This is a genomic window from Nonomuraea sp. NPDC047529 (assembly GCF_040642995.1).
Lineage (GTDB): Bacteria > Actinomycetota > Actinomycetes > Streptosporangiales > Streptosporangiaceae > Nonomuraea.
Map to the genome: position 1 here is coordinate 76,339 of NZ_JBEYTJ010000001.1, position 22,469 is coordinate 98,807.

Consider the following 22,469-nt stretch of genomic DNA (forward strand, 5'->3'; position numbering starts at 1 on the left):
TACGTATGAGGGGGTTGCTAGCGAGCCGGGGCGCGGCGCCGCTCGACGGCGTGCCGGACCTCTTCGTCCACCAGGTCGGCGTTGACGGCGAAAGCGGCCGCCGCCCCCATCCCCGCCGCCGTGACGACCTGCGCCCGCGGGTCCACGACGTTGCCCGCCGCCCAGACGCCGGGCACGCTCGTCCGTCCCGTGCGGTCGGTGACGACCCAGCCGGCGTCGTCCTTCTCGCAGCCCAGGCGGGTGAGCAGCCGGTCGTTCGGCACCATGCGCGGGAACAGGAACACGGCGGCGCGTGGCAGCACCCGTCCATCGGCGAGCTCGACGCCGCGCAGCCGTCCGTCCTCGACGACGAGGTGGTCGATCGGACCCTCGACGATGCGCAGGCCGCGGGCCTCCAGACGGTCGCGGTCCGCCGGCGTCAGGTCGAGGGTGTGGGCGAGGAAGACGACGTCGTCGCTCCACTGGCGCAGGAGCAGGGCCTGGTGGACCGCCCTGGGATGCGTGCCGAGCACCGCGAGCGGCCGGTCGCCGACCTCGTGGCCGTGGCAGTACGGACAGTGCAGGACGTCCTTGCCCCACTGCTCCCGTACGCCGGGGATGGCGGGGAGTTCGTCGTACAGGCCGGTGGCGACCAGGAGCCGACGCGCACCGAGCACCGGGCCGCCCTCCAACCGCACGGAGAACCCGATCTCGCCGTCCTGCCACGCGGACGGGCCCGGCTCGATCTCGTCCACGCGCGCCCGGACGAGCCGCACGCCGTACCGGGCGATCTCGGCCCGTCCGAGCTCCAGCAAAGTCGACGGCGGCAGGCCGTCGCGGGACAGGTAGCCGTGCATGTGCGCGGCCGGGGCGTTGCGCGGCGCGCCCGCGTCGACGACGACCACATTGCGCCGCGCCCGCCCGAGCAGCAGAGCCGCGTTCAGTCCGGCCGCCCCCGCGCCGACCACCACCACGTCGTGCTCGGTGTCCTTGCTGTTCATCGCCTTGGTCATGACGATCACCTCCTGGCCCCGATGGTGCGATCCGGCACGCGGAGATGACAACTTCTGTTGCCATTTCCGGGACAGCGGAGGTGGAATGGGCCTCATGGAACAGCAATCCCGGATAGACGCCACGCTGGCCCAGGTCGGCGCCCGGCTCAGGCATCTCCGCACCGAGCGCGGCGTGACCCTGGCAGCCCTGGCCGAGGCCACCGGCATCTCCAAGAGCACGCTCTCGCGGCTGGAGTCGGGGCAGCGCCGTCCCAGCCTGGAGCTGCTGCTGCCGATCGCGGAGGCGCACCAGGTGCCGCTGGACGAGCTGGTCGGCGCGCCGGAGGTGGGCGATCCGCGCGTGCGGCTCAAACCGGTCGTCCGCAACGGCCGGACCGTGCTGCCCCTGACCACCCAGCCCGGCCCTTTGCAGGCGTGGAAGTCGGTCATCCCCGCCGACCAGAAGCGGCCGCAGCCGGTCACACACGAGGGCTATGAGTGGATGTACGTGCTTTCGGGGCGCGTCCGGCTGATCGTGGGCGACCACGACCTGATCCTGGGGCCGGGTGAGGCCGCCGAGTTCGACACCCACCTGCCCCACTGGTTCGGCCCCGCGGGCGATCAACCGGTGGAGGTGCTCAACCTGTTCGGACGGCAGGGCGAACGCATGCACATGCGCGCCCAGCCCCGCTCCCGGCAGCCGTCCTAGAGGTGCCCGGTCATTGGCTGGTGCAGCGGGTGGGCCGCACCACGATGACCACCCGGCGTTCGGCGTCGCCGACCGGCCGTTCGTAGTCCAGGCCGTACCGCCTGGCCAGGACGTCGAAGAAGTCACCCTGAGGGTCGGGCTCGACGCGCTCGACCGTGCCCCGGACCTCCAGGTAGCGGTACGGCCGGTCGGGGTCGTTGACGGAAATGGCCACGTACGGGCGGGCGGCGGCGTTGCGCCCCTTCTGCCGGTCGTTCGTGGTGGTGAAGCGCAGGAACTCGCCGTCCCAGACGGTCCACACAGGGGTCACCTGCGGGGTGCCGTCGGGCATCAACGTCGCCAGGTGGGCGTACAGGGGGCGGGTCAGCAGGTCGAGGTGGCTCTCCGGAATCACAGACATGGCGGCACACTATCAAAGCTTTGATATCTATACGGGCTTGTATGGCGTGCCGGCTTGTAGGCTCCCTGCATGGACATGCCCCCGGAGGAGCGGCTCGGCCTCGACGTCAAGCGCGCCGAGCAGCGACTCATGGCGGCCAAGCACGCGGCGGTCAAGATCGCCGGGCTGACCGTCCCCCAGTACGCCGCCCTGCTCGCCCTCGACGCCAGCCCCGGCATGTCCGCCGCCGCCCTGGCCAGGGAGTGCCTGGTGACCCCGCAGGCCATGAACGTCGTACTGAAGAACCTGCTGGAACACGGCCTGATCGAACGTTCCCCCCACCAATGGCACCGCACCATGCTGGAGACCCACCTCACAGACGCGGGCCGCGAGGCGCTCCGGGTGGCGGACGAGGCCGCCGTGATCATCGAACGCAGGATCGCCGACGCCTTCACCCCCGAGGAACGCGCCACCCTCCGCACCCTCCTGGCCCGCTTCACCGCCGCGATCTGACCCCTGCCCGTCCCGGCGTCATCCGCGAGACGGGCTCAGCAGGCGCGAGCCGACGACCGCGACCTCGAACCACTCGCTCCCCACCACGTGCAACGACGGCAGGCGAGGACCGCGACGGCCGCCGCCACCCGCACCGCGCGGCTGCGCAGACGGGCAAGGTGAAGGCGATCGCGAAGGAGTAGACGGCCCCACGACTCCACCCACCCACTCGGTCAGCCGAAAAGCGGTCAGCGTTCCACGCGAAGACTCACCTGAGACCCCAACTCGCGGAACCCGAGAGCTCGCGCCACTCGCCGCGACGCCTCCGGACGCGCCCTCCACTGCGGCAACAACCCCTCACCCAGCGCGTCGGCCACCGCCGCCGACGCCACCACCCTCCCCAGCCCCCGCCCCCGAAACTCCCCAGCAGTCAGTACGGACAGATGCGCCGCCACACCCGACCAGGTCCGATACCCAGCGGCGGCGACCACGTCACCACCCTCACGAACCACCCAGACCCCCGACCCGACCTCCTCCAACCCACTCTCATCGGCATCCCGCTCGTCCACCCCCGCCACCAGCCCAGAGACATCCCGATCCCCCACCGCCAAACGTTCGACGTCCACCCCGACATGGCAGGGAACGAACTCGTCAGCATCGAGATACGCGAGCGTCGCCGGCCCCAGAACCTCACGAACCTCCAGCCGCTCGGACAGCCGCGCAAGATCAACGCCATCCTCACCAAGACAGCCGGTCAGAGCACGCCGCACCGGCCCCACCAAGCCTGCCTCAGGCACCGTGACCAGCGCCGCTCCACCCAGGACGACGATCCCTGTCCACCCGGGCGGACACAATACCGACCCGGCGGAGGCGGTCACCGCCACCTCTCCCCGCTGAGGAAACACGACCGGAACCCCCGCCAGCCCCGCCCACAACCGCCCCGCCCGCCCCACCGAACTTCTCTGCACACCCCATGATCTACTTGACGCGCAGCCGACGTCCACAGAACGTGCAACGTGAAGACCTCCGGCAGGGCGCAGACAGCATCTCCACCACAACCGAAGGCCTTCTCACCCGGCTCCGACCCGCTAGTTGCTCTCTGGTCGCTGCCAAGTGCCGGGGCGGCGCAGGAACTCACAGCGCGGGCCGTTGAAATGGTCGTTGATGTGATGCCGCAAGGCAGTGAGCTCGTCGACCACGGCCGCGAAATCTTGCCTCAACTCGTCCTGCAAGGCAGCGAGCTCGGTCATCATCAGAACAATGCTGATCACGGTGATGTCATCCACGGTGCGGCTACTCGTCTCGAGCGCCTGGACGCGTAGCAACACCTCGAGGATCTGCGCCTCTACGTTCACGACTCCTGCCTGTTCCACACAGGGAAGAAGATGCCGCCCCGGAGACCCGGCACGGACTCTGACATGAGCACAGTGACAGGCGAATGGCAAAGACGGCGGGCCATATCGCAGATCAGGTGTGGTTCCTTCTCCCCACGCCAAACCTCTTTCCTCTTCGGGGTACAGATTTTCACCGACCCCCCGGACACAAACAGAGCCGAACAGCTCCGGAGCAGAGCAAGCCAGGCAGCGCAGACGAATCTACAGTTCGTATGACAACGGCCATCACCACCACCGCGTAAAGGCTGCCAGTTCACTAACTGACGTAAAGGCCATCGAAGACAGCCCGACCACAACTCCGTCTTCGGGTCTCCGGGCCGGGTACACATCGGGAACGCGGCTCCCGGTCTCGCGGACCCCCTTCGGACCAAATCACCTGGACAGGCATCCCACGCCACCACGTCAGACGGCGAACCACATGACGATCTGCAGCAGTTCCGCCTCTACAGGTGGAACCAGTGGATCCGCCGACAAGTGGTGCAGACGAAGCAGGTCGCGTCTCGGTTGGCCCAGTCCAGACCCATGAAGGTCATCCCGGTGGTCTGCAACTTCCACTGACGGGACTCGAAGATCTCACCCTGACACGTGTCGCACCTGAGGTTCTGGCCGTGCGGGAGCGTTACGGTGGTGGCCTCATTCATGCTCACGATGCTAGACGCCCCCCAATCGGGACGACCGCTCAGATGTCCGGCTCTTGCCCCAGCGCGGCAAGGCGGCAAGTTCGTCAGCAGCCGATCGGCGCTTGGCATCATCACGGCGCTTGCACTCCTGGGGATCCTCGAAAGTGATCCGGCGGTGCTTGCCGATCAGTCGGAAGGGAAGCTTCCACGACTCCAACAGCTTTGGTCGTCCAACGCGACCACACGCGCGATCGCGACCCCCAAACTGCTGCTGGTCGACTCCGGGCTTGGCGCCCATCTGGCAGGCCTGACCCCGTCCCGAGTGGCCGACATAACGGCACCCGTGGGTCCGCTGATCGAGAACTTCGCCCTTGGCGAGCTGGCCCGCCAGCTCACGTGGTCCGAGGAGCCTGTACGGCTCTATCACTACCGAGATCGAGATGGGGTCGAAGTCGACGGCATACTCGAACGGGCCTCTGGCGAGATCATCGGCATCGAAGTCAAGGCGACCGAAACCGTACGCGCCGATGACTTCAGGGGCGGCCCGCAAACTGGGCGACCGGCTCATTGCCGGGTACGTCCTGTACGTGGGCCAGGAAACGCTTCCCTTCGGAAACCGCATGCGCGCTCTTCCACTATCCGCATTGTGGACCGCGTCTTCCACGACCTGTTGGACGGGCTCATGTGTCCCCGAACGCGGGCCCTCGCGGCACGGCTCGCCCGGTAGGTCAAGCTTCGCCGGAGGCCAGACCGACGGGGCAGGACACGCCGGCTCCCGCCGATACCGCAGTACCCGTTGGGCACTTTGTACAAGTACTGCTGGTGGTAGCGTTTAGCCGGCTCGAAGGGCAGCAACCGCTTCGACGAGACCCGCCGCCTCCAAAGCGTCGAGCACATCATCAACGGTCTCCGGCGGGCTGGTCCGTGAGTCCGCGATCTGCTGCACACAGGCCCAGACGACCCTTCCGTCCAGGTCGATTTGGTCCAGCACGAAGTCATCGGGTGACTTCACCTCGATATCCCATGGAGCCAAGTAGTCGGCAGGGAAGTCCTTGAGATTCGACGTAACGATGACCTTCGCGCCCACCTTGATCGCCGCAGCCAGCACATGCCTGTCATCGGAGTCGGGTAGTTTCAGCCCTTCGATCAGTGGCTCATATCCCTCGACGAGGCAGTCTCGGACAGCGGAGTTCATCAGGCAGCGGAGCTTGTCGAGCTTCTCCGCAGGAATGTCGGGCCGGTTGGCGGCAAGGTTGCGCTGCATCTCGTCAAGGATGCCGTTGGTCCACCTGGCTTGCACCCGTCCTGTCATGGCGAGACGAATGAGCAGGTCACGCAGGGTGTTGCCGTACAACACGTTCGCGTCGTAGACCACCACGAATGTCATGGCTCAGATGCCCAACTCTTGCCCCAGCGCAGCGAGTTCGTCGGCCACGGTCCGGCGCTTGGCGTCATCGCGACGCTTGTACTCCTGGAGATCCTCGTACTTGATTCGGCGGTGCTTGCCGATCAACCGGAAGGGAATTTCTCCCGTCTCCAAAAGTTTGATCACATACGGGCGTGAGACGTTCAGCATGTCCGCCGCTTGCTGTGTCGTCAGCTCAGCATGCGACGGAATCACCGTGACTCCGCGCCCTTCGGCTGCTTGGGCGAGGATGAAGGCAAGCAGAGTCACGGCTTCACGAGGCAGGATCAAGGGGTCCTCGTCCCCGTGCTCACCGACGACATGTACGGTCGGCTGCTCGGGATACCGCATGAGGTAATCCTTGATTCGGCGTACCGCGCGACCGGCTACCTCGGCATCGATGCTTCCCGGCTGAACTCGCTTGGCCTGCACGTCAGTCATGACGTCACCCCCTCTTCGCAGTATCCGCAACAGACGAAATAAACGCAAGCGAAATCGCTAGCGGCTAGCGGGCGCACACGGTCGAAGGCGGCCATCAAACGGATCATGGACACGCCGCTGCCCCAGACGTCCGGATGAGCCAAAAAGTGTGGATCTCCGCGAGGCCGGTGCGGGAAGGGCGGCCCCGAACTGGGCGACAACTCATCTCGCGCGATACATCCGGCTCAGGTCGCGGGAGAGCGTGAACTGATGGCACCTCCAGTCTCGGCGTCCAGCGCCCTGGCCAGTCGCTCGAGGACCGGCAGCATCGGCACAGTGCCTCCCCCCTCAAGACGGGCCACTGCTGACTGTGTCATGTCAGCCGCACGAGCCAGGTCACTCTGGCTCCATCCACGAGATTCCGGCATCCGTCGTACTGCCCGACCGAGCTCGAAGGCGAGACGAGCCGCATCGTATGCCTCGGCCGCCCCGGGCCCGGACAGCCGTCGATAACGCAACTACCCATGGCGGCACCAGCGGCAAGAAGACGACGCGAACGTTCTCGGGACTCCGGTGGACGGGCTCGCGACCCTACGCGTCGCCGGACGTCAGACCCACTGGACACGCGACTCCGGTCCCGCCGATGCCGCAGTACCCGTTGGGACCTTAAAAAGATATTGCTGGTGGTAGTGCTCCGCTCCCGGCAACAGATCGTTAAGACTGGAGGTCGTTGGAGAGGTTGATCCGGATCTCTGTGTTGCGGTACCCGGCGCGCAGGAACGCGGCCGCCATCGGCGCGTTGCCCACGTCGGTGGTGGCTGTGATGCGCGACTCTCCGTTGGCCGCATGCATGCGGGTGATCTCGGCGAGTACCTCGTCCACGTATCCGCGCCCCCTGAACTCCGGGACCACCCCGAGGTATCCGACGTTCACGCTGTACGGCGTCGCCGAGGGGATCGCCATGCCTGCCACCTCGCCCTCGTACGTGTAGGCGATCCGCCACCACTCCCGCTTGCCCGGCGCGCCGAGATAGAAGTCCATCTCTTCGCGCGCGGTCGCGTCCACGCCTTTGGCCGCCACCTTCGTTCGGGTCTGAAAGTCCAGACTGCCCTGGGCGATTCTCCTGAACACCGCCAGGAACTCCTCATCGGACGCCTCGGCGAACCGCAGCGCCCCGGCCGCTGGAGGCATCCCGTCAGCCGGCGCCCACTCGAACTGCAGCCGCTCGACCTCCCGGCTGAGGCCGGCCGCGTGTGCTGCCTTTCGCCGCCATTCCACGGCCGCCGAGGTGACCGGATCGTCACGCCAGCCGCCGGACGCCTTGATCGCGTACTGCACCGGCTGCGGGAACACTGCCAGTGCGGCCCTGATCAGTTCGGTGGCGACGACGATGCGCTCACCCACTGCGGGATCCACGTCGAGGCAGTCGAGCGCGACCGGATACGCGCTGCCCCTCGGCCCCCACCACAGCGCACGTCCCACGACCCGGTCACCGACCTCGGCGATCCACGTCCACTCCGACCGGTACATGTTCTCGGCCAGTTCTGCGAGGTAACGGTCGGCGGAGATCCAACCGACGGGCTCCGTCACGACCCACGAGGTCACACGGTCCAGCTCCGCAGGGACGATCGCACGGCAGGAAATCACCGGAAGAGCTTAGTGGACCTTTTGTCCACCTGTGGGCGACCCGGCGCGTCCTGTGGTGTAAGACCGAAGCGGACGGCACCCTTGACAGTGCCTCGGGGGAGGTTGAGGCGAACATCTCGCAATCATGTACGGCGTCTCCTCCCGCACTCCTGACCGAGAGGCCGGGCCGCTGCTCGGCAGATCAGCCACTACAGATGCGGCAGATCCGCCACGACCTGTACGACAAAGCTGCCATCACTGCATGTCGGTGCGGAGTATTCCGCACCGTGGACACGGATGAACTCACGCTCTTCCCTCATCGCGCGGCGGCCATGGCGAGGGAAGCCCTCGCCGGCACCCGTGTAGTGGTGATCAATGGCGCCCAGACGGCGAACAACACCTCTGCGTCGTCCAGCATCCGCGCACTGGCCGTCACGTGCGACTCCGCGGTGGACTCCACAAAGTCCAGCCGGCGAGTTCGGACCGCCCGGCCCAGCAACTCGTCGTACGCAGCATGGCACTCGCCCGGCAGCCCGTCCCGATACTCCTTGGCAGGGATCACGAGCTACGTTCCGGATGAAGGTTTCACCGAACTGTCCACCACTGATCCACCACATACCCGCAACCCCGGCTCCCGTTTGTGGACGAAAGTCCGCGATGACGACGACTCGGACCCGGGCGGCACTATGGATGTGCATATCGGCCGGCAGCAGTGGAAACCGGGGATCCTGGACCCCCTGTTGCGAGCGATCGCCGAATTCGAGTGCTCCGATGTAATCATCATGGACACCGACCTGCGCTGCCTGTCCCACCCTTACGACGGCGGTGCCGACGTCAGCCTGGCCAACGCCCAAGAACGCGACCAGCTCAAAGCCAGCCATTCCGATTGGCTCTCCGTGAATCCGCTTGGGCGTTGATGAGCCCTTGATTTCAGGTGAAAGGGATGACCGTGGTCGAGCGGTTGTGGTGGCGGTCAAGCATGCGTTGGCGTATGAAGTGATGAGCTGCTGAGTGGCGCTGCTGTACTTCCGTGCTGCGGCAGAGGCGAGTACCTCGCACGTTCGGATGCGTCCCATCAGGAGCCTTATGATTCCTGAATGTCTCTAAGATCTGCTTTGCCCCTCCTGCTGCTCCTCGGTCTTCTTGCTGGCTGTGAGTCGTCCCAGATCGTCCTGGACGGAAGCGCGGAACCGAAGCCGATCTCTCCGTCAGCAGAGTCGATCCAGGGGCGCTGGTGGACTTGGGCAGCCTCGGAAGGCGTGGACACGAACCCTGTGATGGACACGACCGGGGAGTTCTGCGATCGCAGCCAACCGGAGGATGTGTGGTTCCTCGCCGGCACCTTCGGCGGCATCGTGCAGCGGACATGCAAGCTGCCCGCAAAGCGACCAGTGGTGTTTCCCTTGGTGAACCAGGTCGGCTCCGAAGCGTCATGCAAGGAGTTCATGGCCACCGCGAAAGGCAAGGCCGCACTGGATGGAAAGCCGGTCACCTCCGAACGCATGGAAGAGGAAAACGTTGCGGTGACCGGTGTAGCCGATAATCCGCTGACCAGTGAGGAAGGAACCGCTGAGTACTACGCCTGCGGCATCTGGGTGCGCCTCCAGCCGTTACAGCCAGGCCGCCATAAGCTCACGATTCGCGGATCCTCAGACGGCTTTCGCGCAGGCGTTGAATACACCCTGATCGTCGGAGCCGAGCAGCAAGCATAAGTGCACCTCGAGGCAAGCTGTCAGTAAATCCCTGGCTGTACGCATGGCCATGGCCGACCCCATGCCCTTGCTGTAGCTGTGGGGCGACCGTCCGCTTTTCAGGCGGACCGATCAGCCTGCTCGGCTGGTCAAGACAGTGGTCAGGAACGTGTGGATGGTAGCCGCAGTGCGCCCGTGTGCGGGGACATTGCTGTCAGCACTGCTGTCACCAGCCAATAAGGCTTCCGAGATCGCTCAAGTGTGCGGGACCATGTCCTCATGTCAGCGACTGAGTTCGCCGGCGTGACCAAGGACAGGGATCGTGGCGTCACCTCCAACGGAGGACTGTATGAGTTCTGGACCGAGGACTCCGCCCACATCTATCTGCACGACGCCGACTTCAGACGCTTCACCTACCAGCCCGGCAGACCGCCAGCGCTGGAGTTGGAGTTTGTCTACGACCCGCATTGGACTCCACCCGAGCTGTCGAAGACACCTGTCGTGGTCTTCCCGGTTCGAAGATGTCCGCCTCGTCGAATGGCGCGAGGATCAGGAAGGCCACGACTGCGTGACCTCTCACCGTGATGCTCCGCCTGGACAGGTCGAGCTCTTTGACTGGAAGGGCGCCGACCTGTTCACCCTGTACACCTTCACGCTGTGCCTGACCATCCGTGCATCGCTCGCAGAGGTGGCCGTACGCCCAAAGTAGAGCGGGGGAACCCTTCACGCCCTACTTGGTCGAGCCGCGGACCACTTCATTACGGGTGAGAACATGATCGTCCACAGGTGTCCACGAACCTCCGCCAACCCAGCTTGCGCACCACCATGGTGGCCTGGTCATCCATGTGCATCCACGAGTGTCCAAAGCCGTTGTCAGCATCCGCGTTAGCAAGATCACAGGACGTGGAATCGCGTGGCATGCCCGAGGCTGGACCAACGTGAACTGCCAGACATGCGATTGCACGCGAGATACCAACCAGAATTGTCGGCCCCGTAGGCCATGATCAGTAACGCATGTGTCCCCGCGTTGTTCGAGGAGTGCCATGACTGCCACCGATGACGGCGGATGGTGGATTGTCGGCTATGGCGGAGACGGATGGGCAGACCTCGACCTGATCCGCGACCGGCTCGCCGCAGGGGCTGATCCCAACTCCGGCGTGAATGTCTTCGACAAGCCGCTACACGTCGCGGCTGATCGGGGATCGCCCGAAGTCGTCGCCGAACTGGCCACGCGCGTTGACGATGTCGATGCCGAACATCGAGGCCGTACCGCGCTCTGGATGGCCGTCTTCGAAGGACGCGAGGACAACGCCCGAGCCCTCGTCGCCGCTGGAGCAGACCCGTGGCGCCCCATGATGGACGGCTGGTCCCCCGGCCGCCTCAGCCTGGCCGGACCCACTCCCGGCCTCTTCCAGATTCCCTCACCGGAGATCGGACTCTCCGAGGCCGAGGCCGCCGCCGCAGCGGAAGCCAAACGGCTGATCCCCGCGCTGGGAGACTTCTATTACGACGGCCTGAGCCTGGCCTGCGTGGCCGGCATCAGCGCAGCCGAAGCCACAGCCCGCCTTGAAGCCACACCGAACGACAACGTGAACATCGACGCCCTGTACGAGGCCTGGTACGACGTCCCGGACGCCGACCGGATCGTCGGCATCACCGACGTGCCCGGCAGTTGCGTCATCACCCAGCCCTGGGGATACACCGCCCATACTCCCGGCCTGGTCAAGCGTGTTTCGTCGGGCACGGTCTGCTACAGCCTGTATTCCAACCCCAAGGGCGGCATCAGCGGACACATCGCCCGAGAGGGCACGATCGTAGCTTGGGAGGCGCACACCGCCTACATGACTCCCACTGACGCCCCTGCTGAGGAGACTCTCGCCGCCTACCTCTACCGCAACCACCCGCCAGCGTTCTGCTGCGCCGGTGCAGACCTGCGCCTGGCCGACGCCCGGCCGATCACTGGCCCACCCGGCACCTGGCTACGACTGCCCGAGCGGGACTGGTGGAACTGATCAAGCGGCTTGGGAGCGCCCGACGCCGTGATCCGGAACCGGGCCATTATCTCGGTTGCGCGATGAGGAGATTTCGAACCTCTGACCCCTTCGCTGCGAAGCCACATACCCCGCGCCCTCAACACGGGACAAGCGCCGTCTGACCAGCGAGGGATCCTCAACCGTCTCAGGACGTCCGGGAGCGTCCGCCGCGATTGTCACCCACTTCGTCACTCACTCGACGTCGTCGCCCCCTTCTTCTCTCCAGGCTTGGCCCTGTTTGCGTACGGACCGAGCACCATGGACACGGCACCAACGACAAGCGGAGCCTCCCCACCATGGCCAGTCACTATGAGCACCGTTACAAGGGCTGCGACTACAGCAGCTATGACGAGTGGCCCGCTTCCGACCTGTAGTGTTTGCATCGAGTACTCCCTTGACGGATGCTCACGCCCGCCACAGGGAAGCTTGGAGGCACCTGTGGCGGGACTATTTCAGGGCACGATGCTACAGCCGAGAGATTGCGCGAGAAGCAGGTACCGCGATAAGCGAGATGCTGTTATCTAAACAACAGAGGCGAGTAAATCACCTGCAGTATGCACAGGTAGGGCAACGGATTGCGGCCCTCGACACTCCAAATCGCAGGTGAGAGAGCGTTACCCTCAATTGCACATCGCACTCGCCAGACATAACCAACTTGCAAATTAGAGAGCATAACAGTTTAGCAACAGCGAGGCATTTGTTCTCGCGCCTGCGGCCCCAAGGCTCCACTCCTGATCACCCCGTACGCCGGCGACTCACCGCGGAGCGGCAGTGGGCCGGAGACGGAGTGTCAAGCTCGGCTTCGCGTGTACGTTCGCCGGTCGCCGTTCTTCGATCATGCGTGGTCCTGCGGTCAGAGCCGGGCTTGATACGGAGGACCCGGCCTGCTGGGCTTGCCTGAGTCGATGGCGTGCGAGGTGATCAGCCCCCAGCCACCCATCAACCTTCAGGGCCGTGTGGCGATCACCTCGGTGCCGGAGTGCTCCCGCCGGAGGCATGTCTTAACCCCGTCGGCTCTGTCCGGGCGTCGGCATCCCGGATGGTGAATGTCCTGCACGCGGTTCTGCCTACGTTCGATGGGCGGCGGGGTGGCCGGGCGGGACCGGCCCGGAGAGGGCGCATGCCCGCCCGGACCGGCCCGCCACCCGCCGCCCATCGGGCGGCGGCTTGACCTTGTAGTGAAGGTTGCCGCCGAAGACGGCTCTGGCCCATGATCGACGCCGGACGTACCGGGCGACCACGGGCCAGGATCTAGCTATCTCCGCAGGTCTATGCCTCGCCGGAGGTCAGGCCCACCGGACAGGCCACACCGGTCCCGCCGATTCCGCAGTACCCGTTGGGCACTTTGTACAAGTACTGCTGGTGGTAGCGCTTTGCTTCAGGTCATAGATGTGCTGCTCAGTTGGCCTTCGACCGGCACTCAGCCCACATGTCGACGGCCTCGTGGAGGTCAAGCATGGACTTCGAACGGAGGCAGACGAGCACCACGGCGTTCGCTCTTTCGATGGCACGCGGCTCGCCATGACCAATGCCGAGATCGAGGCGAGGGAACTCGCCGCAACGTTCCACCGCCCTGAGTCAGCCCGACCGACCGCATCCGTCGTTGTCCGCGAACCACCGCCCGTCTCCAGCCACGTGGCCGCTGACGATGTTTAGTTCAAGTACTCAAGTAGCGGGTATCATGACTAGATGAAGGCATCATCGCGACATCTCGCGATCTACGTCACTCCTACGTTGACCACAGAGGACCGCGGCGTCCTGGGCGAGATTCACCAGATGCGCAAGCAACTTCGGCATGTCCTGAAAACGCCCAAACGCTGGCAAGGCGGGCTGCGTCGGTCGGCCTTGGCTCGGGCCATCCGCGGGTCCAACAGCATTGAAGGCTATCAAGTCGCCGAGGATGACGCCGTGGCCGCGCTGGACGGCGAAGAGCCGATCGGTGCCGATGAGCGGACCTTCCTGGAGATTCAGGGTTACCGTCAGGCGCTGGGTTATGTTCTCGCGATGGGCGAAGACGATTATTCGACTTTCGACTCCACCGAGATTCGCGCGATGCACTACATGATGCTGCAACATGAGCCGTCGAAGTCCCCCGGCCGTTACCGCAAGGGCTCGGTCTTCGTACACGATGATCGCAAGGATCAAGTGGTCTACGAGGGCCCAGATGCTGGCGATGTTCCAGCGCTCATGGACGCGCTGGTCGAGAGCCTCCATGCGGAACCAGAGATCGATCCCGTGGTGCGCTCAGCCATGGCACATCTGAACCTCGTCATGATCCACCCATTTCGCGACGGCAACGGCCGTATGGCCCGCGCTCTTGCGACTTCTGTACTGACGAGATCAGACATCGGAGAGCCGGAGTTCTCAAGTATCGAAGAGTGGTTGGGGGCGAACACCGAGGATTACTACGCCGCCTTGGCCCTCACCGGCCACGGTTCGTGGCAGCCGCGTGACGATGCCCACCTCTGGATCTCATTCAATCTACGCGCCCACCACATGCAGGCCCAGACTGTGGCTCAGCGAGTACGGGAGGCGGGAACCACCTGGGCCGAACTCGATACTCTCATCGCAGAAAACTCACTGCCCGAGCGCGCGCTTGACGCCCTGTTCGAGGCTGTTTTGGGCTACCGGGTACGGCGCGCCGGCTACCTGAAGCGAACCGGCGTCGAGGATCAGACCGCCACGCGCGACCTGGCAGCCCTTGCCAACGCTGGACTCCTTGTCCCTCATGGCAACGGGAGGGGACGCTTCTACACCGCCGGAGAGTCGCTGCAGCGGATTCAGCAGAACCGTCGGGCAAGACGCACGCCGCTCACTGATCCGTATCCGTGGATGCGTCCGCGTCTTGCCACAGCTCCTTGAGTCCCAGCTCGGGCGACAGAGCGTCCAAACCGGGCATCGACTCGATCCGGTGCCGCTCTCCTCGGCGCGTTACCTCAGGCCTCGCCAGAGGTCAGGCCGACCGGACAAGCCACCCCGGTGCCACCGATGCCGCAGTACCCATTGGGCACTTTGTGCAAATATTGCTGGTGATAATCCTCGGCGTAGTAGAAAGGCTTGGCTTGGGCTAGTTCGGTGGTTATGGGGCCGTAGCCGGCCTGGGTGAGGACCTGCTGGTAGGCCGCCTTGGACGCCTCCGCCGCCTTCTCCTGCTCCGGCGAGTGGTAGTAGATCGCCGACCGGTACTGGGTGCCGGCGTCGTTGCCCTGGCGCATGCCCTGGGTCGGGTCGTGGGCCTCCCAGAAGACCTTCAGGAGCTCCTCGTACGACACCTGGGCCGGGTCGAACACCACCCGGACGGCCTCGGTGTGTCCGGTGAGGCCGCTGCAGACCTCTTCGTACGTCGGGTTAGGGGTGTAGCCGCCCTGGTAGCCGACGGCCGTCGTCACCACGCCGGGCGTCTGCCAGAACTTGCGCTCGGCTCCCCAGAAGCAGCCCAGGCCGAAGTCGGCCACCTCCAGGCCCGAGGGGTACGGCGGGGCGAGCGGAGCGTCCAGGACCGCGTGCCGCGCGGGCACGGGCATCGCCTCCGAGCGGCCCGGCAGGGCGTCCTCGGGACGGACCATCGATGTCTTGTTGCCGCCGAACAGCCAGCCCATCGTGCCACCTCCATCAGGTGTCTCTACCTTACGCAGCGCCGCGGGCGGCGGCGTGGCGTGGGTAGCGGGATTGCGCCTACACAACGCCCGAACACTTAAGGATGCCTAAAGATTCCCGTATAGTGACACACATTTGTATTTAAGCTGGTAAGGCCCGAAAATGGGTTACATGCCTGACCTTCGGCGCGGTGTACTGTTCGGGATCGCCGCCTACACCATGTGGGGGCTGTTCCCCCTGTACTGGCCGCTGCTCAAACCGTCCGGAGCCGTGGAGATCCTGGCCCATCGGATGGTCTGGTCGCTGGTCGCCGTCGTCGCGGTGCTCGCCGTACGCCGGCACTGGAGCTGGTTCCGCGAGCTGGCCCGGCAACCGCGCAAGCTCGTCCTGCTCGCCATCGGCGCCGTGGTCATCACCGTCAACTGGGGCACCTACATCTACGCGGTCAACACCGGCCACGTGGTCGAGAGCGCCCTCGGGTACTTCATCAACCCGCTGGTCAGCGTGCTGTTCGGGGTGCTGGTGCTGCGCGAGCGGCTGCGTCCGCTGCAGTGGACGGCGGTGGGGTTCGCGGCCCTCGCGGTGGTCGTGCTGACCGTGGACTACGGCCGGCTGCCGTGGATCGCGCTCACGCTCGCGGTCAGCTTCGGCGTGTACGGGCTGGTCAAGAAGCAGGCGAACGTCGCCGCCACCGAGAGCCTGGCCGTCGAGACGCTGGTGCTGCTGCTGCCGGCGCTCGGGTACCTGATCTATCTGGAGTTCGCGGGCGGGGCCACGTTCGGGCAGGAGGGCGCCGGGCACGCGCTGCTGCTGGTGGGGGCCGGGATCATCACGGCGGTGCCGCTGATCTTCTTCGGCGCGGCGGCGATCCGGGTGCCGCTGAGCACCGTCGGGGTGCTGCAGTACATCGCGCCGATCCTGCAGTTCGTGGTGGGGGTGACGATCGCCGGCGAGGTCATGCCGCCCAGCCGGTGGATCGGGTTCTCGATCGTGTGGCTGGCCCTGGCCATCTTCACGTACGACAGCTTCCGGGCGGCACGGACGGCCGCCCGGGTCAGGCGATCAGCCCGAACGCTCGACCACGTAGTCGCAGAGCGCTAGGAACGCCGCCCTGGCCGGGATGTCGGGCAGGGCGGAGAGGTCGACGCGGGCCCGGTCGACCCACGCGACCAGCTCGGCGCGGGCCCGCTCCATGGCCGGGTGGGCCCGCAGCAGGGTGAGCGCCTCCTCCACGTCCTCCTCGGCCACCGGGCCCGACAGCAGCTCGGTCATGCGCGACTGCTCGCCGCTGGTGAGCGCGTAGAGGACCGGCAGGGTCCTGACGCCCTCGCGCAGGTCGGTGCCGGGGGTCTTGCCCGACTGGGCGCCCGAGGAGGCCACGTCGAGCAGGTCGTCGCCGAGCTGCCAGGCCACGCCGACGGCCTCGCAGGCGCGGCTCAGCCGCTCCTCGACGTCGGCGGGGGCGCCGGACAGCAGCGCGCCGAACCGGCCGGAGGCGGCGATCAGGGAGCCGGTCTTGTCGGACAGGACGCTCAGGTAGTGGCCCACCGGGTCCTCGTCCGCGCGCGGGCCGACCGTCTCGCGGATCTGCCCCTGGACGAGCCGGGAGAACGTCTGGGCCTGGATGCGGATCAACTCGGGGCCGAGGTCGGCCAGGAGGTCCGAGGCCTGGGCGAACAGGTAGTCGCCGGTGAGGATCGCCACGGTGTTGTCCCACCGGGCGTTGGCCGAGGGCGAACCCCGGCGCACCGGGGCCTCGTCCATGACGTCGTCGTGGTAGAGCGAGCCCAGGTGGGTCAGCTCGATGACCACCGCGCCGGGCACGACACCCGGCGCGGACGGGTCGCCGAACTGGGCCGCGAGCAGCACCATCAACGTACGGAACCGCTTGCCGCCCGCCTCGATGAGGTGCTTGGACGCCTCCGTGACGAAGGCGTCCTCGCTCTCCACCGACGAGCGAAGGAGCTTCTCGACCGCGGCCAATCCGGTGGCCACGTCCTGCGCCAACCGTTCGTCCTCAATGGGAAGGTCAACCACGGGCGGCGCAGACATACGAGATCCCCTTTTATCTAATGAACAGAGCCGAAGCGGCGTCGTTGGCGACACCGAGGAGGGACTCCGGGTAGAGCCCCACTCCTACGGTAACCAGCAGGGAAACGGCGATGACGGCCACGGTCCCCATACTGGGCACCGCGATCGCCGGGCCGTCGGCCGCGGGCTCGCTGAAGAACATCAGCACGATGACGCGGACGTAGAAGAACGCGGCGATGGCCGAGGCCACCACGCCCACCACGACCAGACCGGCCATCCAGCCGCCCATGGAGTCGCCGGGCTGCGTGCCGCTGTTGAGGGCGGCCGCGAACACGGCGTACTTGCCGAAGAAGCCGCTGGTCAGCGGGATTCCGGCGAAGGCGAGCAGGAAGAAGGCGAACACCCCGGCGAGCATCGGCGAACGCTTGCCGAGCCCGGCCCAGCGCGACAGGTGGTTCGCCTCGCCGCCGGGATCGCGCACCAGCGTGACCACCGCGAACGCGCCGACCGTGGTGATGCCGTAGACGGCCAGGTAGAACAGGATCGACTTGAGCGACTGGGCGTTCTGCCCGGCCGAGCCGAACGTCGCCATCACACCGACGAGCAGGAAGCCCGCGTGCGCGATGGAGGAGTAGGCCAGCATGCGCTTGATGTCGGTCTGCGTGATCGCCAGGATCGAACCGACGATCATCGTCAGGGCCGCGACGGCCCAGATGACCGGCCGCCAGTTCCAGTCGAGGTTGCCCAGACCGACCCAGAACACCCGCAGCAGGGCGCCGACGGCCGCGACGAGCGTGCCGGACGCCATGAGCGCGGTGATGGGGGTCGGGGCGCCCTGGTAGACGTCGGGCTTCCACGCCTGGAAGGGCGCGGCGCCGATCTTGAACAGCAGGCCGACGCCGAGCAGCGCGAGCCCGGCCATGAGCAGCGGGTCGAGCAGCGCGCCCTTGGACAGGGCGGCGTTGATCCCGGGCAGCGAGACGGTGCCCGCGTAGCCGTAGATCATGGCGGTGCCGTACAGGAAGAACGCCGACGAGAACGCGCCGAGCAGGAAGTACTTCATCGACGCCTCCTGCGACAGCAGGCGGCGCCGGCGGGCCAGGCCGCACAGCAGGTACAGCGGGAGCGACATGACCTCAAGGGCCACGAACATCGTCAGCAGGTCGTGCGAGGCGGGGAAGAGCAGCATGCCGCCGACCGCGAACAGCACCAGCGGGTAGACCTCGGTCTGCCCGGCGCCGTTGTCGGCCGCCTCGGCCTCCTCCTCGTCCGCGCTGCCCGGCACGGCCGCCGCCGAGGCCACGAAGTGGCCCTCGTCGTTGATCAGCAGCACCGACACGAACGACAGGACGATGATCACGCCCCAGATGAACAGCGCGGGACCGTCCACCGCGACCGCGCCCATGGCGGCGGCCTGCGTCGGCACGCCGCGCATGACCTGCAGGATGACCAGGGCGAACGCGCCGATCAGGCTGAGCAGCGTGAGCGGGACGTGGATGGACTTGCGCAGGTAGCGCGGCGCGAACGCCTCGACGAGCACGCCGATGCAGGCCGCACCGAAGATGATCAGCAACGGCGCCAGCGTGCCGTACTCGATCGTCGGCGCTTGGATGACGTCGTTCACTGACCTGTCCCCTTCTCAGCGATGGTGGCAGTGGGTACGTGCACGTTGGTCAGCGTCTGCTGGACCGACGGGTTGATCACGTCGAGCAGCGGCTTGGGGAAGAAGCCGAACCCGATGATCAGCGCGACCAGCGGCGCCAGCACCCAGATCTCGCGGGCGTTGAGGTCCTTGAACGCCTTGACCGGCTCGGCGGTCGGGCCGTTCAGCGTCCGCTGGACCATCCACAGGATGTAGACGGCGGCCAGGACGACGGCCACCGCGGAGATGATCGCGGCCACCGTCAGCGCGCCGGAGCCGTGCGCCTCGCTGGAGTACGTGCCGATCATCACCATGAACTCGCTGACGAAGGACGAGAGCCCGGGCAGCGAGAGACCGGCCAGACCGGCGACCAGGAAGAAGCCCGCGAGCACCGGGGCGACCTTCTGGACGCCGCCGTAGTCGGCGATGAACGGCGAGCCGCGCCGGGCGATGAGGAACCCGGCCGCCAGGAACAGCGCGCCCGTGGCGAAGCCGTGGTTGACCATGTAGAGGGCCGCGCCGGACTGGGCGACCGACGACATGGCGAACACGCCGAGCACGATGAAGCCGAAGTGCGAGATCGACGTGTAGGCGATGAGCCGCTTCATGTCGGTCTGGCCGATGGCCACGATCGCGCCGTAGATGATGCTGATGACCGCCAGGACGACGATCGGCATCGTGAACGCCTTGGCCGCGTCGGGGAACAGCTCCAGGCAGAAGCGGAGCATGCCGAACGTGCCGACCTTGTCGAGCACGCCCACGAGCAGCACGGCCGCGCCGGCCGGGGCCTGGGCGGCCGCGTCGGGCAGCCAGGTGTGCACCGGCCACAGCGGCGCCTTGATGGCGAAGGCGATGAAGAAGCCGCCGAACAGCCACTTCTGCGTCGTCGGGTCCTTGATGGCGCCGACGAGCGGCTCGAACATGAACGTGCCCTTGTTGGCCAGCACGTACAGGCCGATGACCGCGACCAGCATGAGCAGGCCGCCGAACAGCGAGTACAGCAGGAACTTGACGGCCGCGTAGGACCGCTGGGCGCCGCCGTACGACCCGATCATGAAGTACATCGGGATCAGCATGGCTTCGAAGAACACGTAGAAGAGGAAGACGTCGGTCGCCGCGAAGACGCCGATCATCATCGTCTCAAGGACGAGCAGCAGCGAGAAGTACGTCTTGACCGACCGCTTGGGCGTGATCAGCGTGCCGTCCGAGGTCCGGACGCCGTCGGCGTCGTGCCAGGAGGCCAGCACGACGATCGGCACCAGCACGACCGACAGGGCGATCAGGACCAGCGCGACGCCGTCGACGCCGACCCCGAACTTCACGCCGAAGCTCGGGATCCAGTCGTACTCCGCCTTGAACTGGAAGCGCTCGCCACCGGGCTTGAACCCGGCGGCCATGACGCCCGTCAGCACCATCGTCAGCAGCGAGACCGCCAGCGTGACCTGCTTGGCCAGCTTGTCGCCGCCCTTGGGAAGCAGGGCCACCACGATGGCGCCCACAACGGGCACCGCCATGAGTATCGGGAGCCAGGGTGACATCAGATGTTCCCAACGAGGAGCAGGGCGCCGGTCAGCAGGGCGGCACCGATCAGGATGGACAGCGCGTACGTTCGCGCGAAGCCCGTCTGGAGCCTGCGCAGGCGACCCGAGCTCCCGCCGATGCCTGCCGCCAGACCGTTGACCAGCCCGTCGACGCCGCGGTTGTCGAAGAACACCGCGATGCGGGTCAGCCACTGGCCGGGACGCATGAACAGGGACTCGTTGAGGGCGTCGCCGTACAGGTCACGGCGGGCGAACGTGGTGAGGAAGGAGCCGCGCGGCTGCACCGCCGGCACCGCTGCCCGGCCGTACTTCATCCAGGCGAAGACCACACCGACGGCGACGAGCGCGAGGGTGGCCAGACCGGGCGTGCTGGCGAACTGGAAGGCCGGCGCCTCTGCCTCGCCGCCCACGGCGGGCCGCAGGAAGTTGTAGAGCGTACCGCCCAGCACCAGGTACGCGCCCAGACCGAGCGCGCCGAGCGACAGGATCATCAGCGGAACCGTCATGACGAGCGGCGACTCGTGCGGGTGGGCGTCCTCCGCCCAGCGCTTCTCGCCGAAGAAGGTCATGAAGACCATCCGCGACATGTAGAAGCCGGTGATGCCCGCGCCGAGCACGGCCAGCCAGCCCAGGATCGGCTGGTGGTGGACCGCGGTCTCGATGATGCCGTCCTTGGTGAAGTAGCCGGACAGCAGCGGGAACCCGATGATCGCCAGGTAGCCGATGAAGAACGTGACGAACGTGATCGGCATGAACTTGCGCAGGCCACCGTACTTCCTCATGTTCACCTCGTCGTTCATGCCGTGCATGACCGATCCGGCGCCGAGGAACATGTCGGCCTTGAAGAAGCCGTGCGTGATGAGGTGGCCGATGGCGAAGGCGTAGCCCGCGGGGCCGAGGCCCGCGCCGAGCATCATGTAGCCGATCTGCGACATCGTCGAGCCGGCCAGGCCCTTCTTGATGTCGTCCTTCGCACAACCGATGATCGCACCGGCGAGCAGCGTGGCCGCGCCGACGATGGAGACGGCGAGCGCCGCGCCCGAGCCCTCGGGGAAGAAGAACGCGCCCGAGCGGACCACCAGGTAGACGCCGGCGGTGACCATGGTCGCCGCGTGGATCAGGGCCGACACGGGCGTCGGGCCCTCCATGGCGTCGAGGAGCCAGGACTGCAGCGGGAGCTGGGCCGACTTGCCGCAGGCGCCGAGGAGCAGCAGCAGGCCGATGGCCAGCATGGTGCCGTCGGAGGCGGCGCCGGAGCCGATCTTCGCGCCCAGGTCCTTGAAGGCCAGGGTGCCGAACGACGTCCAGATGATGAACATGCCGACCAGCAGGCCGAAGTCACCGACGCGGTTGACGACGAACGCCTTCTTCGCCGCGACCGCGGCCGACGGCTTGAACTGCCAGAACCCGATCAGCAGGTACGAGGCCAGGCCCACGCCCTCCCAGCCGATGAACAGGCCCACGTAGTTGTCGGCCAGCACCAGCAGGAGCATCGCGGCGACGAACAGGTTCAGGTACGCGAAGAACCTGCGCCGGTGCTCGTCGTGCGACATGTAGCCGATGGAGTAGATGTGGATCAGCGATCCGACACCCGTGATGAGCAGCGCGAAGCTGATCGACAGCGGGTCGATGAGCAGGCCCATGTCGACCATGCCGGGGATGAACTCGTAGAGGTGCACCGCCCGGCGACGCTCCTCCTCCCCGAACCCGATCAGCTCGAAGAAGGCCAGCACCGCCACCACGAACGAGGCCAGCGACATGACCGTGCCGAGCAGATGGCCCCAGCGGTTGGTGAACTTGTTGAACACCAGCAGGATGAACGCCCCCACGAGCGGAAGGGCGATCATCAGCCAGGCGTTCCCGATCACACCGCCGACGTGAGGGGTGATCTGAGCGATTTCAGATTGCATCAGTCACC

22 protein-coding genes and 2 pseudogenes are annotated in these 22,469 nt (G+C 66.4%); 8 read left to right on the forward strand and 16 right to left on the reverse strand.

From position 1 onward, the window contains the following. Window positions 1–17: 17 nt before the first annotated feature. Window positions 18–992, reverse strand: a complete 975-nt coding sequence (locus ABZ815_RS00390; protein ID WP_357692350.1) for an NAD(P)/FAD-dependent oxidoreductase — start codon at window positions 990–992, stop codon at window positions 18–20. Window positions 993–1,086: 94 nt separating this feature from the next. On the opposite strand from ABZ815_RS00390, the gene ABZ815_RS00395 reads away from it, so the two are divergent. Beyond that, window positions 1,087–1,680, forward strand: a complete 594-nt coding sequence (locus ABZ815_RS00395) for an XRE family transcriptional regulator (RefSeq protein ID WP_357692352.1) — start codon at window positions 1,087–1,089, stop codon at window positions 1,678–1,680. A 10-nt stretch (window positions 1,681–1,690) separates the two neighbouring features. Here ABZ815_RS00395 and ABZ815_RS00400 read toward each other — a convergent pair whose 3' ends face one another. Next, window positions 1,691–2,080: a PPOX class F420-dependent oxidoreductase gene (locus tag ABZ815_RS00400; RefSeq protein WP_357692354.1), complete on the reverse strand. Its 390-nt coding sequence runs from the start codon at window positions 2,078–2,080 to the stop codon at window positions 1,691–1,693. Window positions 2,081–2,149: 69 nt separating this feature from the next. Here ABZ815_RS00400 and ABZ815_RS00405 point away from each other — a divergent pair, with 69 nt between their 5' ends. Next, window positions 2,150–2,572 (forward strand): MarR family transcriptional regulator, encoded by a 423-nt coding sequence (locus tag ABZ815_RS00405; protein WP_357692356.1) that lies wholly within the window; start codon window positions 2,150–2,152, stop codon window positions 2,570–2,572. 227 nt (window positions 2,573–2,799) lie between these two features. On the opposite strand, the gene ABZ815_RS00410 is transcribed toward ABZ815_RS00405, so the two are convergent. The 3 genes from ABZ815_RS00410 to ABZ815_RS00420 all read right to left on the reverse strand — a co-directional run bounded on the left by ABZ815_RS00410 (window position 2,800) and on the right by ABZ815_RS00420 (window position 4,586). After that, window positions 2,800–3,429, reverse strand: a complete 630-nt coding sequence (locus ABZ815_RS00410) for a GNAT family N-acetyltransferase (RefSeq protein WP_357692358.1) — start codon at window positions 3,427–3,429, stop codon at window positions 2,800–2,802. A 210-nt stretch (window positions 3,430–3,639) separates the two neighbouring features. Further along, a complete protein-coding gene (locus ABZ815_RS00415) occupies window positions 3,640–3,906 on the reverse strand; it encodes a hypothetical protein (protein ID WP_357692360.1) in 267 nt (88 codons plus the stop codon). Window positions 3,907–4,388: 482 nt separating this feature from the next. Then, window positions 4,389–4,586, reverse strand: coding sequence for a hypothetical protein (locus ABZ815_RS00420; RefSeq protein WP_357692362.1), 198 nt, complete (start codon window positions 4,584–4,586; stop codon window positions 4,389–4,391). A 7-nt stretch (window positions 4,587–4,593) separates the two neighbouring features. Here ABZ815_RS00420 and ABZ815_RS00425 point away from each other — a divergent pair, with 7 nt between their 5' ends. After that, window positions 4,594–5,292 carry a DUF4143 domain-containing protein gene (locus ABZ815_RS00425; RefSeq protein WP_357693530.1) on the forward strand — a complete coding sequence of 233 codons (699 nt, stop codon included), beginning with the start codon at window positions 4,594–4,596 and terminating at the stop codon, window positions 5,290–5,292. Between the two features lie 105 nt (window positions 5,293–5,397). On the opposite strand, the gene ABZ815_RS00430 is transcribed toward ABZ815_RS00425, so the two are convergent. The 5 genes and pseudogenes from ABZ815_RS00430 to ABZ815_RS00450 form a co-directional block, all read right to left on the reverse strand. Next, the gene (locus tag ABZ815_RS00430) at window positions 5,398–5,952 is read right to left on the reverse strand and encodes a PIN domain-containing protein (protein ID WP_357692364.1); all 555 of its coding nucleotides are present in this window, start codon (window positions 5,950–5,952) and stop codon (window positions 5,398–5,400) included. A gap of 3 nt (window positions 5,953–5,955) precedes the next feature. Beyond that, window positions 5,956–6,411: a helix-turn-helix domain-containing protein gene (locus tag ABZ815_RS00435; RefSeq protein ID WP_357692366.1), complete on the reverse strand. Its 456-nt coding sequence runs from the start codon at window positions 6,409–6,411 to the stop codon at window positions 5,956–5,958. Window positions 6,412–6,635: 224 nt separating this feature from the next. Then, complete coding sequence (locus tag ABZ815_RS00440) at window positions 6,636–6,908, reverse strand: helix-turn-helix transcriptional regulator (protein ID WP_357692368.1); 273 nt, start codon at window positions 6,906–6,908, stop codon at window positions 6,636–6,638. 73 nt (window positions 6,909–6,981) lie between these two features. Further along, window positions 6,982–7,088: pseudogene (locus ABZ815_RS00445) on the reverse strand (peptide-methionine (S)-S-oxide reductase); the annotation flags it as partial. A gap of 16 nt (window positions 7,089–7,104) precedes the next feature. Then, window positions 7,105–7,980 carry a GNAT family N-acetyltransferase gene (locus tag ABZ815_RS00450; protein WP_357692370.1) on the reverse strand — a complete coding sequence of 292 codons (876 nt, stop codon included), beginning with the start codon at window positions 7,978–7,980 and terminating at the stop codon, window positions 7,105–7,107. Window positions 7,981–8,231: 251 nt separating this feature from the next. Here ABZ815_RS00450 and ABZ815_RS00455 point away from each other — a divergent pair, with 251 nt between their 5' ends. The 3 genes from ABZ815_RS00455 (at window position 8,232) to ABZ815_RS00465 (ending at window position 11,719) form a co-directional block, all read left to right on the forward strand. Further along, complete coding sequence (locus ABZ815_RS00455; protein WP_357692372.1) at window positions 8,232–8,933, forward strand: hypothetical protein; 702 nt, start codon at window positions 8,232–8,234, stop codon at window positions 8,931–8,933. 342 nt (window positions 8,934–9,275) lie between these two features. After that, entirely contained in the window at window positions 9,276–9,728 is a 453-nt protein-coding gene (locus ABZ815_RS00460) for a signal protein (RefSeq protein WP_357692373.1), read from the forward strand. 1,022 nt (window positions 9,729–10,750) lie between these two features. Further along, complete coding sequence (locus ABZ815_RS00465) at window positions 10,751–11,719, forward strand: ankyrin repeat domain-containing protein (RefSeq protein WP_357692375.1); 969 nt, start codon at window positions 10,751–10,753, stop codon at window positions 11,717–11,719. 1,290 nt (window positions 11,720–13,009) lie between these two features. On the opposite strand, the pseudogene ABZ815_RS00470 reads toward ABZ815_RS00465, so the two are convergent. Next, a pseudogene (locus tag ABZ815_RS00470) lies at window positions 13,010–13,117 on the reverse strand (peptide-methionine (S)-S-oxide reductase); the annotation flags it as partial. A 312-nt stretch (window positions 13,118–13,429) separates the two neighbouring features. Here ABZ815_RS00470 and ABZ815_RS00475 point away from each other — a divergent pair. Further along, window positions 13,430–14,602 (forward strand): Fic family protein, encoded by a 1,173-nt coding sequence (locus ABZ815_RS00475; RefSeq protein WP_357692377.1) that lies wholly within the window; start codon window positions 13,430–13,432, stop codon window positions 14,600–14,602. Between the two features lie 74 nt (window positions 14,603–14,676). On the opposite strand, the gene msrA is transcribed toward ABZ815_RS00475, so the two are convergent. Next, window positions 14,677–15,339, reverse strand: coding sequence for a peptide-methionine (S)-S-oxide reductase MsrA (gene msrA, locus ABZ815_RS00480; protein WP_357692378.1), 663 nt, complete (start codon window positions 15,337–15,339; stop codon window positions 14,677–14,679). A 169-nt stretch (window positions 15,340–15,508) separates the two neighbouring features. On the opposite strand from msrA, the gene rarD reads away from it, so the two are divergent. Continuing rightward, entirely contained in the window at window positions 15,509–16,438 is a 930-nt protein-coding gene (rarD, locus tag ABZ815_RS00485; RefSeq protein WP_357692380.1) for an EamA family transporter RarD, read from the forward strand. Here rarD and ABZ815_RS00490 read toward each other — a convergent pair. From ABZ815_RS00490 to nuoL, 4 genes are read right to left on the reverse strand one after another with little or no spacing between them, the layout of a single operon-like run. Then, on the reverse strand, window positions 16,400–17,389 hold the full coding sequence (locus ABZ815_RS00490) for a polyprenyl synthetase family protein (protein ID WP_357692382.1): 990 nt from the start codon (window positions 17,387–17,389) through the stop codon (window positions 16,400–16,402). The genes rarD and ABZ815_RS00490 overlap by 39 nt on opposite strands. 13 nt (window positions 17,390–17,402) lie before the next feature. Beyond that, window positions 17,403–18,992 carry an NADH-quinone oxidoreductase subunit NuoN gene (gene nuoN, locus ABZ815_RS00495; protein WP_357692384.1) on the reverse strand — a complete coding sequence of 530 codons (1,590 nt, stop codon included), beginning with the start codon at window positions 18,990–18,992 and terminating at the stop codon, window positions 17,403–17,405. Next, window positions 18,989–20,548, reverse strand: a complete 1,560-nt coding sequence (locus ABZ815_RS00500; protein WP_357692386.1) for an NADH-quinone oxidoreductase subunit M — start codon at window positions 20,546–20,548, stop codon at window positions 18,989–18,991. The genes nuoN and ABZ815_RS00500 overlap by 4 nt, the downstream gene beginning before the upstream one ends. Further along, window positions 20,548–22,461, reverse strand: a complete 1,914-nt coding sequence (gene nuoL / locus ABZ815_RS00505; protein WP_357692388.1) for an NADH-quinone oxidoreductase subunit L — start codon at window positions 22,459–22,461, stop codon at window positions 20,548–20,550. Before nuoL ends, ABZ815_RS00500 begins: the two co-directional genes overlap by 1 nt. Window positions 22,462–22,469 lie beyond the last annotated feature (8 nt).